18 protein-coding genes and 2 riboswitches are annotated in these 15,470 nt (G+C 69.7%); of the genes, 13 read left to right on the top strand and 5 right to left on the bottom strand.

Features of this window, described 5'->3' with window-relative positions:
* Positions 1-91: 91 nt before the first annotated feature.
* Both C4T78_RS15565 and C4T78_RS36425 read left to right on the top strand, forming a co-directional pair.
* Complete coding sequence (locus C4T78_RS15565) at positions 92-811, top strand: GntR family transcriptional regulator (protein ID WP_093348196.1); 720 nt, start codon at positions 92-94, stop codon at positions 809-811.
* Positions 812-908: 97 nt separating this feature from the next.
* Positions 909-1,055 (top strand): hypothetical protein, encoded by a 147-nt coding sequence (locus C4T78_RS36425; protein WP_177247351.1) that lies wholly within the window; start codon positions 909-911, stop codon positions 1,053-1,055.
* A gap of 12 nt (positions 1,056-1,067) precedes the next feature.
* Here C4T78_RS36425 and ligD read toward each other — a convergent pair whose 3' ends face one another.
* On the bottom strand, positions 1,068-2,063 hold the full coding sequence (gene ligD, locus C4T78_RS15560) for a non-homologous end-joining DNA ligase (protein WP_093345258.1): 996 nt from the start codon (positions 2,061-2,063) through the stop codon (positions 1,068-1,070).
* Between the two features lie 161 nt (positions 2,064-2,224).
* On the opposite strand from ligD, the gene C4T78_RS15555 reads away from it, so the two are divergent.
* The 4 genes from C4T78_RS15555 (at position 2,225) to C4T78_RS15540 (ending at position 4,953) form a co-directional block, all read left to right on the top strand.
* The gene (locus C4T78_RS15555; RefSeq protein ID WP_093345256.1) at positions 2,225-2,974 is read left to right on the top strand and encodes a DsbA family protein; all 750 of its coding nucleotides are present in this window, start codon (positions 2,225-2,227) and stop codon (positions 2,972-2,974) included.
* Between the two features lie 44 nt (positions 2,975-3,018).
* Entirely contained in the window at positions 3,019-3,600 is a 582-nt protein-coding gene (locus C4T78_RS15550; RefSeq protein ID WP_235863115.1) for a vitamin K epoxide reductase family protein, read from the top strand.
* A 97-nt stretch (positions 3,601-3,697) separates the two neighbouring features.
* The gene (locus C4T78_RS15545; protein ID WP_093345253.1) at positions 3,698-4,141 is read left to right on the top strand and encodes an ATP-binding protein; all 444 of its coding nucleotides are present in this window, start codon (positions 3,698-3,700) and stop codon (positions 4,139-4,141) included.
* Entirely contained in the window at positions 4,138-4,953 is an 816-nt protein-coding gene (locus C4T78_RS15540) for an RNA polymerase sigma factor SigF (RefSeq protein ID WP_093345251.1), read from the top strand. Before C4T78_RS15545 ends, C4T78_RS15540 begins: the two co-directional genes overlap by 4 nt.
* 279 nt (positions 4,954-5,232) lie before the next feature.
* On the opposite strand, the gene C4T78_RS15535 is transcribed toward C4T78_RS15540, so the two are convergent.
* On the bottom strand, positions 5,233-6,018 hold the full coding sequence (locus C4T78_RS15535; RefSeq protein ID WP_093345248.1) for a M23 family metallopeptidase: 786 nt from the start codon (positions 6,016-6,018) through the stop codon (positions 5,233-5,235).
* 748 nt (positions 6,019-6,766) lie between these two features.
* Between C4T78_RS15535 and C4T78_RS15530 the strand changes: the two genes are divergently transcribed.
* Both C4T78_RS15530 and C4T78_RS15525 read left to right on the top strand, forming a co-directional pair.
* The gene (locus C4T78_RS15530) at positions 6,767-7,672 is read left to right on the top strand and encodes a sulfite exporter TauE/SafE family protein (RefSeq protein ID WP_093345246.1); all 906 of its coding nucleotides are present in this window, start codon (positions 6,767-6,769) and stop codon (positions 7,670-7,672) included.
* Positions 7,673-8,110: 438 nt separating this feature from the next.
* Entirely contained in the window at positions 8,111-8,551 is a 441-nt protein-coding gene (locus tag C4T78_RS15525) for a GtrA family protein (protein ID WP_093345243.1), read from the top strand.
* Between the two features lie 5 nt (positions 8,552-8,556).
* Here C4T78_RS15525 and C4T78_RS15520 read toward each other — a convergent pair whose 3' ends face one another.
* From C4T78_RS15520 to C4T78_RS15515, 3 genes are all read right to left on the bottom strand, one after another.
* Positions 8,557-9,075 (bottom strand): hypothetical protein, encoded by a 519-nt coding sequence (locus C4T78_RS15520; protein ID WP_143185711.1) that lies wholly within the window; start codon positions 9,073-9,075, stop codon positions 8,557-8,559.
* Between the two features lie 233 nt (positions 9,076-9,308).
* Positions 9,309-9,467: a hypothetical protein gene (locus tag C4T78_RS36420; protein ID WP_177247350.1), complete on the bottom strand. Its 159-nt coding sequence runs from the start codon at positions 9,465-9,467 to the stop codon at positions 9,309-9,311.
* A gap of 57 nt (positions 9,468-9,524) precedes the next feature.
* Complete coding sequence (locus C4T78_RS15515) at positions 9,525-10,703, bottom strand: acyl-CoA dehydrogenase family protein (RefSeq protein ID WP_093345239.1); 1,179 nt, start codon at positions 10,701-10,703, stop codon at positions 9,525-9,527.
* A 101-nt stretch (positions 10,704-10,804) separates the two neighbouring features.
* Between C4T78_RS15515 and C4T78_RS15510 the strand changes: the two genes are divergently transcribed.
* The 5 genes from C4T78_RS15510 to glyA all read left to right on the top strand — a co-directional run bounded on the left by C4T78_RS15510 (position 10,805) and on the right by glyA (position 15,129).
* Positions 10,805-11,464, top strand: coding sequence for a TetR/AcrR family transcriptional regulator (locus tag C4T78_RS15510; RefSeq protein WP_093345236.1), 660 nt, complete (start codon positions 10,805-10,807; stop codon positions 11,462-11,464).
* 41 nt (positions 11,465-11,505) lie between these two features.
* Positions 11,506-11,739, top strand: a complete 234-nt coding sequence (locus tag C4T78_RS15505) for a hypothetical protein (RefSeq protein ID WP_093345234.1) — start codon at positions 11,506-11,508, stop codon at positions 11,737-11,739.
* Positions 11,729-12,055 (top strand): type II toxin-antitoxin system PemK/MazF family toxin, encoded by a 327-nt coding sequence (locus C4T78_RS15500; RefSeq protein ID WP_093345231.1) that lies wholly within the window; start codon positions 11,729-11,731, stop codon positions 12,053-12,055. The genes C4T78_RS15505 and C4T78_RS15500 overlap by 11 nt, the downstream gene beginning before the upstream one ends.
* Before the next feature lie 131 nt (positions 12,056-12,186).
* Positions 12,187-12,284, top strand: a riboswitch (glycine riboswitch).
* A riboswitch (glycine riboswitch) is annotated at positions 12,285-12,383 on the top strand.
* Between the two features lie 118 nt (positions 12,384-12,501).
* Positions 12,502-13,605, top strand: a complete 1,104-nt coding sequence (gene gcvT, locus C4T78_RS15495) for a glycine cleavage system aminomethyltransferase GcvT (protein WP_093345228.1) — start codon at positions 12,502-12,504, stop codon at positions 13,603-13,605.
* A 243-nt stretch (positions 13,606-13,848) separates the two neighbouring features.
* Complete coding sequence (gene glyA, locus C4T78_RS15490; protein ID WP_093345225.1) at positions 13,849-15,129, top strand: serine hydroxymethyltransferase; 1,281 nt, start codon at positions 13,849-13,851, stop codon at positions 15,127-15,129.
* Positions 15,130-15,470: the final 341 nt, after the last annotated feature.

Here is a 15,470-nt window from a genome sequence, read left to right as displayed (position 1 = left end):
CGTCCGCGGCAGGTGGTATCAAGTTGCCCGTGACAGGCGACACCACCACCGGCACGCCGCGGGAGGCGTCCGAGCGGTGATCAACGCGGCGATGCGCGCACAGTCCCCGCGGCTGCCCGACGAACTGGCCGGCCGGCTGCGCGAGTGGATCATGACCGGTCGGCTCCGGGCCGGCGATCACCTGCACCTGGAACGGCTCGCCGAGCACCTCGGCGTCAGCGTCACCCCGGTGCGCGAGGCGCTGCTGGCGTTGCGCGGCGAGGGATTCGTGGATCTGGAGCCCCGGCGCGGGTTCACGGTGGCGCCGCTGAGCCGCCACGACTTCGCCGACGCCCACCGCGTGCAGGCCAGCATCGCTGGCGAGCTGGCCGCCCGCGCCGCGCCGCGGATCACCGCCGAACCGCTGGCCGAGCTCGACGCGCTGCTGGACGAGATGCGGCTGGCGGCGCAGTTCGTGCTGGCCGACATGGGCGGTGTGGTGACCCGCTTCCACGCGGTGCTGTGGCGGATCGCGGATTCGCCGAAGCTGTCGTGGTTCCTGGGCATCGCGACGCGCTACGCGCCGCAGCACGTCGCCGCGGCGGTGCCCGGCTGGCGCGAGATGGCGGTCACCGATCACCAGGTCCTGCTGCTCGCGATGCAGCAGCACGACCCGGTCGCCGCGCGCTCGGCGATGCACGAGCACGTGGCCCGCACCGGAGAGTTACTGATCCATCACCTGCAGCAACTGGGACTCTGGTCGCACGACCCGGAAACCGGCCCCCACCAGGGAGTTCCGCATCACACCGGGAACAATGGCCCTGTTGGCTAACGTTGTCGCCCCCGGTGGCGACACCAAGGTGGGACGCCGTTCGAGGCGTCGCCGCACTCCGCCCAATCCCTACGCGAGAAATTCGGGGGCCCACGCCATGCAGAGCAACAGCCGCACCATTGTGTCGGTTGTCGGAACCGTGATGATGGTCGTCACGACCGTCCTGCTCGCCACGTGGAGTCCCAGCAGCCCTTCGGAAACCCAGCTCCCGGTGCAGCCGGCCGCAGCCGAGATCGGCCGCTGAGGCTTCGCGTCGTCAGGATTCGCGGATCACGTCCTCGGGGCGTTTGTCGTTGCGCAGTCCGGAGAACCTCGGGTGCCGGAGCCTGCCGTCCTCGGTCCACTCGGTGAACCCGACCTGCGCGACAAGAACCGGCGACACCCAGTGCGCACCCGGCTCGGGCACCTCGTCGGCGAAGGGCGAGGTGGCCCGGGCCAGGCCGTCCAGCTCGGCCCGCAGGTTCCGCAGCGTCCGCTCGTCGTAGCCGGTGCCGACCTTCCCCGCGTAGCGCAGCCGCCCTTCCCGGTAGTAGCCGACCAGCAGGGCGCCGAAGCCGGCCCGGGCGCCCTTCGGATCGGTGAACCCACCGATGACGAACTCCTGGTCGGTCACGCACTTGAACTTCAACCAGTCGCGGCTGCGGCCGCCGCGGTAGGGCCGGTCCGCGCGCTTGGCGATCAGCCCCTCCCACCCGCGCCGGCACGCCTCGCGGAAGAACTCCTCGCCGTTGCCGACCCGGTGCGCGCTGAACCGCAGCGGATCGGTGAACTCGAAGCACTCCCGCAACAACCGCTTCCGGGTGCGCAGCGGCAGCCCGGTCAGGTCGACGCCGCCGAAGGCGATCAGGTCGAACACGTAGTAGAAGACCGCCACCCCGGTGCGCCGCGCGGCGGCCGGGTCGGTGAGGTGGATCCGCTTCTGCAGCCGGGCGAAGCTGGTCCGGTCGCCCTCGAAGGCGACCACCTCGCCGTCGATCACGAACCGGTCGGCGCCCTGCGCGACCAGCGCGTCCACGACCTCCGGGTAGGCCGCGTCGACCCGCTTGCGATTGCGCGACCACAGCACCGGCCGGTCACCGTCGCGCCCGGCGATCACCCGGACGCCGTCGAGCTTGCGCTCGAAGAGCCAGTCCGGCCCGGAGAACCGGTCGCCGGTCAGGGTGGCCAGCACCGGCTCGTGCCAGGTGCCACCCCGCCAGCGCCGGAGCCCTGCCTGCTCGGATTCGTCGACCAAGCGCAGCGGATCGCTCATCCGACCATGCCAACTCGCTTCGCCGCGGACGGCAAACCGACCTGAAGCTGAGAACCGCCTGTGAGCCGCCTGTGAGTTCCACCCCGAACGGGTTCACGAACGAGTGAATGCGAGAAACTGGACTCAACCCCCTGGACCTGGCTGTTAGGTGAGAGCACTCGATGTCGAAGAACAAGAATCCGCTGACCAAGGGAAGCGGGCTGTCCACCAACGTCATCCTCACCGCGATCGTCGCCGTCGTCGCCGTCGCGGTGATCGGCGGCGTGCTGTGGTTCAACCGCGATGGCGGCAGCGCTCCCGAGGAGCCCACCGGCCCGCCGGTGGCGGCCGAGCTGCTGCGCAAGCCGGACAGCAACCTGCTCGTCGAGTCGCCGGAGAGCAAGGTGACCGTGGTCGAGTTCCTCGACTACCAGTGCCCCGCCTGCTGGGGCTACTACACGAACATGACCAAGCAGGTCGAGGCCGACTACGCGGGCAAGATCAACTTCGTGGTGCGGAACTTCCCGTTGGACATGCACCCGCTGGCCCGGCCGGCCGCGCAGGCCGCCGAGGCCGCCGCGCTGCAGGGCAAGTTCAAGGAGATGTACCACGCCATCTACGACAACTACGAGGCGTGGGGAAGCACCCCGGACGGCCAGGTCAGCAGTGACGCGGCCAAGGCCCGCGGGCTGTTCGAGCAGTACGCCCAGCAGGCCGGCCTGGATCTGGAGAAGTTCCGCGCGGACGTGAACTCGCCGCAGGTCAACGCCAAGATCGACGCCGACTCCGCGGACGGCAAGAAGGCCGGTGTCGAGGGCACGCCGACGATCTTCATCAACGGCAGGCAGTTCAAGCCCGGCGACGACGTGCAGACCTGGGAGCAGCTCAACCAGGCCTTCCGCAGCAAGCTGGACGCGGAGCTGGCCAAGTGAGCGCCGCCCACGCCGTCGAGCGGGACGCGACCGAAGCCCCGGACGTGGCCCCGCAGCCCCGAGGCCTGGGCTGGCTCTACGTCGTGGGCGGGCTCATCGGGCTGGCCGGTTCGTTCGCGCTGATCGTCGAGAAGCTCGCGAAGCTGGCCAACCCCGGCTACGTGCCGACCTGCAGCATCAGCCCGATCATCTCCTGCGGTTCGGTGATGGACAGCGCCCAGGCCGCGGTGCTGGGCTTCCCGAACCCGCTGATCGGCGTGGCCGCGTTCCCGGTGGTGGTGACCACCGGCGTCGCGGTGCTGGCGGGTTTCCGCCCGCCGCGCTGGTTCTGGCTGGGCATGCAGGTCGGCACCACCCTGGCGGTGGGCTTCATCCACTGGCTGGTGGTGCAGAGCCTCTACGAGATCGGCGCGCTGTGCCCGTACTGCATGGTCGTGTGGGTCGTGACCATCCCGCTGTTCTGGTACACGACGCTGCACAACCTGACCGCGGGCAACTTCGGCGGCGGCCGATCCACCGGCGTGGCGCTGGCCCGGTTCCACAGCTTGCTCCTCGTCGTGTGGTATCTGGTGATCGTGGTCCTGGTGCTGCTGCGCTTCTGGGACTACTGGAGCAGCCTGCTGTAGCCGTCGAGCGCCCGTTTGTTCGGTGCGGGGCTCGGGTACCAGGTGACTGCGAGTGATGATTGGTCGCGCCAGACCGACCGAGACGAGGTGGCCCGGGATGAGCGTGGAACGCGAGGTCGCGAGGGGAGAGCCGATGACCTCCGCGGCGAACGTGGTTGAGGTCCGCATCGCGGCCGAGCCCGCCCAGCTGGCGGTGATGCGCGCGGTGGTCGGCGACCTCGCGATGCGCGCGGACTACGACATCGACTCGATCGCCGACCTGCGGCTGGCCGTGGACGAGGCCTGCTCCTCGCTGATCCGGCTGGCGGCCCCGGCATCGACGCTGGTGTGCCGGTTCCGCAGCGACGGCGATGCGCTGTCGGTCACCGCCGAGGTTCCCAGCGACGACGCATTCGGCCCGCGCAAGGATACGTTCAGCTGGCGCGTGCTCAGCGCTCTTGCGGACGTTGTGTCAACCTCGGTCGAGTCGGATCCCGCTGCCGCCGACGGCAGCCACCTGGTGCGGATCGAGTTGACCAAGGGACGGACGGCACACGTGTGAGACGAGCGGACTCCAAGCCAACGGCACATTCGCGCAACGAGCGCTACGACCGGCTGGCGCCGCTCTTCGGCGAGCTCGCGAAGCTGAGCAAGCAGGACCCCCGCCACTCAGCGCTCCGCGACAAGCTGGTCACCGAGCACCTGCCCGTGGCCGAGCACATCGCCCGCCGCTTCAGCCACCGCGGCGAATCGCAGGAGGACCTGACCCAGGTGGCCACCCTCGGCCTGATCAACGCGGTGGACCGCTTCGACCCGGCCCGCGGCGTGGACTTCCTGTCCTACGCGGTGCCGACGATCATGGGCGAGGTGCGGCGGCACTTCCGCGACACCGGCTGGGCGGTGCGGATGCCCCGCCGGCTGCAGGAGCTGCACCTGTCGGTGTCGGCTGCGATCGCCCGCCTGTCCCAGGAGCTGGGGCGGGCCCCGGTGCCCAGCGAGCTGGCCGAGCACCTGGGCATCAGCACCGACGACGTGTACCGCGGGCTGGAGGCGGGCAACGCCTACCGCAGCGCGTCGCTGGACGAGCTGCTCACCGACACCGACGAGATCCCGCTGGGCGATGCGATCGGGTCCGACGACGCCGAGCTGGCCGAGGTGGAGAACCGCGAGATGGTGCGCCCGCTGCTGCAGGAGCTGCCGGAACGGGAACGCCGGATCCTGGTGATGCGCTTCTTCCGCGGCATGACCCAGACCCAGATCGCCGAGCAGATCGGCATCTCCCAGATGCACGTCTCCCGGCTGCTCTCCCGCACCCTCAGCTGGCTCCGCCAGCGCATCGAAGAGGAAAAACCGGCCCGCACCGGCGCGGACTAGCTAGCCCCAGGCGTGGACTGCGGGCAACCCTCGACGAGAGACACGGCCCTCACTGGACTGCGGGAACCCGGCCAGCACTTGTGCCAACCGGAGCCCCGCCCAACCGCATCTCAGGGGACCGTGACACAACCCAGCCCCAAGAAACCGCAGAACGCGAGATCAACCCGAAACGCAACCACCACTGAAAATCGCGGAGAGGCGGGACTGCGAGACGGGAGGGAGCCGCCCGGAACCCGTCGGGGGATTCGGGTCCCGGGCGGCCGCTCGGGGAGGTGCTCACTACACCTCGATGCCGCGGGCGCTCAGCCACGGCAGGGGGTTGATCTTGCTTCCGCCCACGTGCACCTCGAAGTGCAGGTGCGGGCCGGTGGACTGGCCGCGGTTGCCCATCGTGGCGATCTGCTCGCCCGCGCCGACCTGCTCGCCTTCGCTGACGTCGATGGTGTTGATGTGGCCGTAGACGGTGATGGTGCCGTCCTTGTGCTGCAGCCGGATCCACTGGCCGAAGCCGCTGGCCGGGCCTGCTTCGACCACGGTGCCCGCGGCCACCGCGCGGATCGGCGTGCCGATGCTGTTGGCGATGTCGATCCCGTTGTGGTTGGTGCCCCAGCGGGCACCGAAGCCGGAGGTGAAGGTGCCCTCCGCGGGTTTGACGAAGCCGCTGGCGGCCTTGCGGGCCGCTTCCTCCGCGGCGCGCTCGGCCTCGGCCGCGGCGCGCTCGGCTTCCTGCCTGGCCCGCTCGGCCTCCGCGCGGGCCCGCTCGATGGCCTCGGACTTGTCGATCCGGCCCGATTCCTCGACCGAGTCGGTCGCGGTCTCCTGAGCGAGCAGCTGGACCGAGGCCGGGCTGGACGACGTGCCGGTGAGCGCCAGGCTCAGCTTCTTGCTCGCGGCGAGCGGGTGCACCGCTGCGCTGCGCTCGGGGGCCTCGGTCTCGCCGGCCGTGGCCAGCGGCTGGCCGACCGCGGCGAAGGCGCCGCCGGCCACGACTGCGGCGACGACCTTGTTCCGTAGCGGGAGGGCGGCCTTCGGGGGATGGCCGCCCTCCTTGCGGTGCTTGCCCATCTTCACCTTCCGTCTCGGGGAGATCCGGCCACTTCCCGCTCGGGGGAGTGCGGGTAACACCTCGTCGGGGGTCGAGATGTTGCCGTGACCGAACCGTGACGTACGAGCGGAGAAAGTAGCTGAGGGTTATCAACAGACGCAAGCATTAGCCCGTTCACCTGAACATCAAGCCACGGACGACGTGCACACGATCACTCTCAGTGCCTACCGAAGATGACCATCGGATAACGGCCGCGGCCGCCGACCGACACCCGAACGGCGCGACCCGGGGCGCGATCAACGCGCCGCGAGGACGATCAGCGGCACGCGCGTTTTCGCAGGTCCACATCCTGATCGCGAGCGCGGTCGCAACGAACACGCAGCACGGAAAGGGTTTTCCCGAGTCCACTGAGGACGGTGTTGGTGCGCGGTCGGAGCGCGGCGCGGACGACCGCCGCGAGGAGGTCGGCTACCGCCAGAAGTGGCCTTGCGCACAGGCCCGGCGATCCCGGCAAACCGGCCTCCCGCACTCTGAGAGGCGGTGCCACTCGATCGCGGGATCTGCTTCACTGTCCGGCATGACGCCTGGTGATCAGTGGCGGCTGCTCGTGCAGCGCCTCCACGTCGACCTCCGCCGCGTCACCTCCGCAGGGTGTCGGTGCGCGCGGTAGCCCCGCCCGCACTCCACAACTCCCCCGTTCCGGCTGCGCATCGCAGCGCGCGCCCGCGCGCGCCGGTTTCGGCTCCCCCTCGCACCCACGGAGACATCGTGCAAGCGTTCCTGATCTTCGCGATCGGTGGTTTCATCGCGCAGCTGGTGGACGGCTCGCTGGGCATGGCCTACGGCGTCACGTCCACCACCATCCTGCTCGCCGCCGGGATGAGCCCGGCCCTGGCCTCCGCCTCGGTGCACCTGGCCGAGCTGGGCACCTCGCTGGCCTCCGGCCTGTCGCACTGGAAGTTCGGCAACGTCGACTGGCGCGTCGTGCTCACCCTCGGCGTGCCGGGCGCGATCGGTGCGTTCCTCGGCGCCACCGCGCTGAGCAACATCTCCACCGAGGCCGCCGAGCCGTGGATGTCGACGGTCCTGCTCGCGCTCGGCCTCTACGTGCTGGCCCGGTTCGCCTTCCGCCCGCTGCGCCGCCGCCAGCTCACCGGCGTCAGCTCCAAGCTGCTCGCCCCGCTCGGCCTGGTCGCCGGGTTCGTGGACGCCACCGGCGGTGGCGGCTGGGGCCCGGTGGCGACCCCGACGCTGCTGAGCACCGGCCGGGTTGAACCGCGCAAGGTCATCGGTTCGGTGGACACCAGCGAATTCCTGATCGCGGCCGCGGCCAGCCTCGGCTTCCTGCTCTCCCTGGCGAACCAGAACCTCTCCTGGACGACCGTGGGCGCGCTGCTGCTGGGCGGCGTGATCGCCGCGCCGCTGGCGGCGTACCTGGTGCGCATCGTGCCGATGCGACTGATCGGCGTCGGCGCCGGCGGACTGATCGTGCTCACCAACGCGCGCACGCTGATCAAGGACTTCGACCTGCCCGGGCCGTCGCACACCATCATCTACTCGGTGATCGCGGTGGCCTGGATCGCCGCCATCGCCTACACCGTCCGGGTGATCCGCGCGGAGCGCCACCAGCCGGAGGCCGACCCCGCCGACGCAGCGGAGGCGGTGCGCGGCTGAACCGTCCCCGGGATGGCGGCTTCACACGGGGCCGCCATCCCGTCGAGAATTCACCACAACCATCGACGCAAGCGCACGACGCTGACTCAGAGCGAAGGTTTACCCACGTGCCGTATCGCTGAGATCAACCGAACGAGTTACTGTTCGGTAGACCGTGTGGAAGCCCCCCGACACACGGTAGGTGCCCCGGGTGGGGAGTTTTCGCACTCCGCGCCCGGGGCACCGCTCCCCGTACCACGGCCTTTCAACGCGACCGCCAACGTTTCGCGATCAAGTGTGCACCGGCTCGTTGGTATATTCCAAGCCGCCACGCGGCCCAATCCTCGCAACCTCTTCAGCGCATCGGATCTGCGGCAGCCGACCTCGCACGACGCGGCCGGATCGCACCCGGCCACCGCTGGGTATCGTGCGGCCGAACGCGGATCCCACGGAGGCGAGATGGCACCGCAGGTCACCGGCGCGAAGCGGTACTGGCACCTGCTCAGCCGGTTCGCCGCCGCATCGGTGGTGGCCACCGCGATCAGCCAGCTCGTCTTCCTGCTCGTCTACGCCCTCGGCGCGGCTCCGGTGGTCGCAACGATCACGGCGTGGCTGGCGGGCGCCATCCCGAACTTCACGCTCAACCGGCGCACCTGGGGCAGCACCGGCCGGGCGGGCCTGCGCGGCGAAATCCTGCGCTACGCGATCATCTCGGTGACCACCGCCCTGCTGGCCGCCCTGGCCACGCACAACGCCGAAACCCTCGCGCAGGCCTCGTTCCCGGACACCCGCAGCGCGCAGGTCGCAGTGGTCTGGGGAGCGTTCCTGGGCACCTACGCGGTGATGTTCGTGATCAAGTTCTTCCTGGTCGACCGCCTGGTCTTCCGCCGGAAGCCCTGACGCGGTCAGCTCCTGGGAACCTGTCCGAGCCGGCGCGAGTGCGCGTGCACGGCCCGCACCCATCGCGTGACGGACGGACGGGTGATCAGCACCAGCATCGCGATCACGACGGCCGCCAACCCGACCCACACCAGCATGGTGACGAGATCGGGCCCGTCCCCGCGCCCGCGGATCGACCGGAACACGCCGAACCCGGTGACGGCCACCGTGACGCCCCCGGCCAGGGCCATCGTCCCGGTGCTCGGGAACCGCCGGTGCAACAGCCGGACAACGCCCAGCACGTGCACGACGCCGACCAGCCCGACGATGCCCGCGAGCAGCACGACGGCGACCTCGCCACCCCCGCTGGCCCCGGCGAGCCCAGCGACCAGGGTGTAAACAGCGACCCCGAGCACGACAACCGCAACGACCCCGCCCAGCACCGCAGCGGTGAGCACTGCGCCCGGCCGCCGCGGAACCCCGTCAGCGGGCGGCGGAGCCGGAACAGGCGCCTGCGGATTCCCCGGCCAAGATGGCTGCGACATAGCCCGCTCCTGCCCACGTCGGCGATGCGCCGGATCCTAACGGCTTTCCCGCCCGGGAATCCCGGATCGGAGCGATCCGCTCCCCTGACGTACGCCTGGGCCCGGAGCCGAGCCGTTTCGCGCGGAACCGCCACCTCACCGCGACGACGGCCGACCGCCCACGGCTTCGAGCCCGAAAGACGCGATGGCCCCCGGGAGTTCCGGGGGCCATCGGGGTTTGCGGGATCGCCGGGTCAGTTCTTCTTGTCGCCCTTGCCGCCGAAGAACTTGTCCTTGACCTGGTCGATCTTCTCCTTGTTCTTGGGGTCGGTGGCGTACTTCTTGGCCTGGTCGATCACCTTCTTGCCCTGCGGGCTGCTGGCGAACTCGGTGACCTTCTTGAACAGCGACATCGTTGCTCCCACCACGTCGGTGTCACGGTTTGCCACCAGGGTACCCACGCAGCGGGCTCAACCGAGCACTCCGCGCACCGAGGCATGCCCCTTCAGCAGGTTGCGGGCCAGCGTCCGGCGCTGGATCTCGTCGGTGCCCTCGAAGATCCGCAGCAGCCGCAGGTCGCGGTACCAGCGCTCGATCGGCAGCTCCTTGGTGTAGCCCATGCCGCCGTGGATCTGCAGCACCCGGTCGACGATCTCGTTGGCGCGGGTGGCGCCGTATAGCTTGGCGATCGACTGCGCGTGCCGGGAGTCCATGCCCTGGTCGATCTGCCACGCCGCCTGCAGCACCAGCCAGCGCAGCGCCTCGATCTCCACCGCCGAATCCGCCACCATCCACTGGATGGCCTGGCGATCGGCGATCGGCCTGCCGAAGGTCTCGCGCTGCTTGGCGTACTCCATGCCCATCTCGACCAGCCGCTCGCAGGCGCCGAGCGCCCGCGCGGGCAGCATGTAGCGCCCGCGGCCGATCCACTGCATGGCGAGCTTGAAACCGTGTCCGACCTCGCCGAGGACGTTGCCCTCCGGCACCCGCACGTCCTCGAAGACCAGCGCGGCCGGCTGGCGCTCCCACGGGCCCATGATGTCGATCGGCTCGGACTTCCAGCCCATGTCGCGGTCGGCCAGGAAGCAGGTGACGCCGCCGTTGGCGCCCTTCTCCTTGTCGGTGACCGCGAAGACCATCACGAAGTCGGCGTCGATGCCACCGGTGATGAACGTCTTCTCGCCGTTGATCACCCACTCGTCGCCGTCCTTGACCGCCGTGGTGCGCAGGTCCTTGGCGTCCGAACCGGCCCCCGGCTCGGTGATCGCGAAGCAGGACTTGCGAGTGCCCTCGATGGTCGGCAGCAGGTAGCGCTGCTGCTGCTCGGAGTTGGCGTGGAAGAGGATGTTGTCGGCGGAACCGCCGAAGCGGAACGGCACGTAGGTGCGGCCGAGCTCGATCTCGATCAGCGCGGACAGCACCGCCGACAGGCCCATGCCGCCGTACTCCTCGGGCGTCTGCACGCCCCAGAACCCGGCCTCCCGCGCCTTGAGCTGCAGCTCCCGCTGCTCGTCCTTGGTCAGCCCGCGCTCCCCGGCCCGCTCCCGGCGCAGCACCTCCGGTTCCAGCGGCACCAGCTCGCGCTGGACGAAGTTGCGCACCCAGTCCCTGATGTCGCGCTCGGTGTCGGTGAGCGAGAAGTCGACCATCGCCGGATCCCTTCCTGCGGCCATCTAACTAACATCGTTAGTTTTGTGGCAGCCTAAGACGGTCCCGGCGAGCGCCGCAAGGGATCCGACGAGGAGAAGACGTGCCCCGACCGACCACTCCCCGGCTGTCGCCGGACCGCATCCGCCGCGTCGGCCTGGAGATCATCGACGCCGACGGCCTGGAGGCGCTGTCCATGCGCCGCCTCGCCGAACGCCTGGGAGTGCGCGCCGCCTCGCTGTACAACCACGTCTCGACCAAGGAAGACCTGCTGCACGAGATCGCCGACGACGTGATGGCCGCCGTGGACGTCACCGGCTTCGAGCAGGACTGGACGACCGGACTCCGCGGCTGGGCCCGCTCCTACCGCGCGGCCCTCGTCGCCCACCCCAACCTGGTGCCGTTCCTGGCCTACGGCCCGGCCCGCCGCGAGAACGCCCTGCGCCGGGCCGACGCGGTGCACGGCGGACTGACCAGCGCGGGCTGGCCGCAGCGCTACGCCACCATGATCGGCGCGTCGACGAAGTACCTGGTGGTGGGCTCGGCGATGGGTTCGTTCAGCGGCGGCTTCCCCGACGACGCGGAGCTCTACGGCGACCGCTTCCCGCACCTGAACAAGGCCCACCTGCTCCGCGAGCACGCGGCGGAGATCGACGCGGCCAGCTTCGAACTCGCCCTGGAAGCCCTGATCGACGGCCTGACCAAGCAGTACCGGGAGCTCAGCGGAACCGGTTCGGGTGATGAACCGAAGAACGAACCATAAATGGTTCGCGCAGCGGTTCACCCCTCCCCTACCCTGGGCGCATGACCACGAGCTTCACCGTCAGACTCGACGACGAAACCGAGCGGAAACTGGCCGCCCTCACCAAGGACGGGAGTTCCCGCAATACAGCCATCAAGTACGCCATCGACGTCTCCTACCGGGCGATGCTCAACCAGCAGATGACGTACGAGTCCGCCGCGCTCCTCAAGGATCCCGAGGACCTCGCCGAGATCAGCGCCGCGCGTGAAGCGATGGGTTCCGGCGATGCGTGGTGACATCTACGAGCTGAAATCGAGCCCGGGTGCCAAGGGCCACGAACAACGGGGGCCTCGCTTCGCGGTGATCCTCCAGTCGGACGCGCTGCTGACTTCGACGGTCATCGCTGCACCGACGTCGACCAGTGCCCGCGCGGCGGGGCACCGGCCGGAGATCCGCATAGGCGAGGAACGCACACGCGTCCTGGTGGAACAGGTCCAGGCAATCGATCCGGAAAAGTGCTTCGGCCCGCTGGCCGGGCGGTTGAACCGCAGTGAAATGGAGGAGATCGACGATGCACTGAAACGAGTGCTCGGCCTCTCGGCGCCCTGGTGATCGCGAATTTCCGTCACGCATCGGGACGCGAGGGCTTTCACCAGGACGGTTCGAGATCACTCGCCCGTCCGGTTGACGTGGGTCACCCGGGGTTCGTAGCGTCCATGGCGCAGAACCGAATAGCGCGCCCACGACGTCGTGCGGGAGAGACCTCGGCCCATCGGGACCGGGGCGCCGAAGGAGCAATACTCCCCAGCAAACTCTCAGGCACCGGCACCGCACGGCACCAGGCGATCACGGAGAAAAGCAGGAGCACGCGCTCCTCGCCCACGGTGCAAGCCGCCTCCCGAGGTGGCGAAACTCTCAGGCCAATGACTCCGGGGAGACCGCCCGACCAGCGCAAGCCCGCGCGGGTCGGGGTCGAGGCGTCCCCGATAAGGTTGGGCTCAGTGAGCTGACCGGCCCTCGACTGCCGACCGGCGCCCACCAGGAGGAGTCCCCACATCATGTCGTCGCCACGACGGACGCCCTTGCACCACGTGCACGAAGCGCTCGGAGCCACGCTCACCGAGTTCGCCGGTTGGCAGATGCCGCTGCGCTACTCCGGTGACATCGCCGAGCACAACGCGGTGCGCACCGCTGCGGGCCTGTTCGACCTGACCCACATGGGCGAGATCCGGATCAGCGGTCCGGAAGCGGCAGCCGCGCTGGACCACGCGCTGGTCGCCAACGCCACCGCCATCACGCCGGGCCGCGCTCGCTACACCATGATCTGCAACGCCGCGGGCGGTGTGCTGGACGACCTGATCGTCTACCGCCTCGGCGAGCAGGAGTTCCTGGTGGTGGCCAACGCGGCGAACGCCGCCGTGGTCTCCGCCGAGCTGGCCGAGCGGATCAGCGGGTTCGACGCGCAGCACGAGGACGTCTCCGACGACTACGCGCTGATCGCGATCCAGGGCCCGAACGCGGTGGCGATCCTCGCGCCGCTGACCGAGACCGACCTCTCCGGCGTCAAGTACTACGCCGGCTACCCGGCCAAGGTCGCGGGCAAGGACGTGCTGCTGGCGCGCACCGGTTACACCGGCGAGGACGGCTTCGAGCTGTTCACCGCGCCGGGTGACGCCGAGGCCGTGTGGCAGGCGCTGACCGAGGCGGGTGCCGAGCACGGCCTGCAGCCGGCCGGGTTGTCCTGCCGCGACACGCTGCGCCTGGAAGCCGGGATGCCGCTGTACGGCAACGAGCTCTCCGCCGACCTCACGCCGTTCCACGCGAACCTCGGCCGGGTGGTCAAGCTCGACAAGACCGTCGACTTCGTCGGCAAGGAGGCGCTTGCCACCGCCGCGGAGAAGCCCACCGAGCGCACCCTGGTCGGGCTCAGCACCGACCAGCGCCGCGCTCCCCGCCACGGCTACCGGGTGCTGGACGCCGAAGGCGCCGAGATCGGCGTGGTCACCAGCGGTGCGCCGTCCCCGACGCTGGGCCACCCGATCGGGATGGCCTACGTGGACCGCGCCCACAGCGAACCCGGCACGCAGCTGCAGGTCGACATCCGCGGCAAGGCCGTCGCGGTGCAGGTCGTCGAGCTGCCGTTCTACCGCCGCAACGCCTGACGGGCCTGTCGGCGGAGCCGTCCGCGCTCGGGCGAGCGGCGGCAGCCGCTCGGACCACCTCGGCAAGGTGACCACCGGCGGGTTCTGAGTGGTTTCCTGGCTAGGACGGCCCCTCCGCCGTGTATTGGTCGTACATCAGGAGGGGCACCCGCAGTCCAGGGAAGCACTCAGGTTCCGCCGAGCGACCACCCACGCAGACCGGCCGCCAACAGGCACTGAGAGAAACAACAGGAGGCAAACAGCATGTCGACACCGGACCTGTTCAACGGCAACTTGGCCGCGGTGGACCCGGAGGTGGCGGCGGCGGTCGGCGCCGAGCTCAACCGTCAGCAGACCACGCTCGAAATGATCGCCTCGGAGAACTTCGCACCGCAGGCGGTGCTCGAAGCGCAGGGCTCGGTGCTGACCAACAAGTACGCCGAGGGCTACCCGGGCCGCCGCTACTACGGCGGCTGCGAGCACGTCGACGTCATCGAGCGGCTGGCCATCGAGCGGATCAAGGAGCTCTTCGGCGCGTCCTACGCCAACGTGCAGCCGCACTCCGGCGCGCAGGCCAACGCGGCGGCGATGTTCGCCCTGCTCAAGCCGGGCGACACCATCATGGGCCTGGACCTGGCGCACGGCGGCCACCTGACCCACGGCATGCGGATCAACTTCTCCGGCAAGCTCTACAACGTGGTGCCATACCACGTGAGCGAGGACGACCACCGCGTCGACATGGACGAGGTCGCCCGGCTGGCGCGGGAGAACAAGCCGCAGCTGATCATCGCCGGCTGGTCGGCCTACCCGCGGCAGCTGGACTTCAAGCGGTTCCGGGAGATCGCCGACGAGGTCGGCGCCAAGCTGATGGTGGACATGGCGCACTTCGCCGGTCTGGTGGCCGCGGGCCTGCACCCGAACCCGGTGCCGCACGCCCACGTCGTCACCACCACCACGCACAAGACCCTGGGCGGTCCGCGCGGTGGCGTGATCCTGTCCTCCGACGAGGAGTTCACCAAGAAGTTCAACTCCGCGGTGTTCCCCGGCCAGCAGGGCGGGCCGCTGGAGCACGTGATCGCGGGCAAGGCGGTCGCGTTCAAGGTCGCCGCCGGCGAGGAGTTCAAGGACCGGCAGCGCCGCACCGTCGAGGGCGCGCAGGTGCTGGCCGAGCGGCTGCTGGCCGACGACGCCAAGGCGGCCGGGGTGCAGCTGGTCTCCGGCGGCACCGACGTGCACCTGGTGCTGGTCGACCTGCGCGACTCGGAGCTGGACGGCCAGCAGGCCGAGGACCGGCTGCACGAGATCGGCATCACGGTCAACCGCAACGCGGTGCCGAACGACCCGCGGCCGCCGATGGTGACCTCCGGGCTGCGCATCGGCACCCCGGCGCTGGCCACCCGCGGCTTCGGCAAGGCCGAGTTCACCGAGGTCGCCGATGTGATCGCCGAGGCGCTCAAGCCTGGCTTCGACGAGACCACCAGCGCCAAGCTGCGGGCCCGCGTCGAGGCGCTGGCCGCCAAGCACCCGCTGTACCCGAACCTCTGACGGTTCAGCACTCCGCGGCCGGTGCGCGCAAACCCGCTTTGCGCGCACCGGCCTTTTCGTGCTGAGATCTGGGTCACTCCATCGCGGTATTCAGCCGCGATAGAACGTCAATTTGTTTCACAATTCCCCATTCGCACCAGAACTGCCTCGGTGCACCATTTTCCCCTTTCGTCGGAGAATGCCGCGCGGCGGAGGAAAAGGCTCGATCTCAACTACCCCGAATCTCTTGCCAGCACCGACCGGATGCCGGAGTATCTGCGCAGTTCCAGCGAAACACGCTGACGGACAACGCGTTGCGGGCCGTGCGGTCGCACACCGAGAACCCGGCCCCGTTCTGGAGG

The organism is Saccharopolyspora kobensis, assembly GCF_900108315.1.
GTDB classification, from domain to species: domain Bacteria; phylum Actinomycetota; class Actinomycetes; order Mycobacteriales; family Pseudonocardiaceae; genus Saccharopolyspora; species Saccharopolyspora kobensis.
Note: the sequence above shows the minus strand (reverse complement) of the source record. Positions and strands in the feature narration are given on the sequence as shown.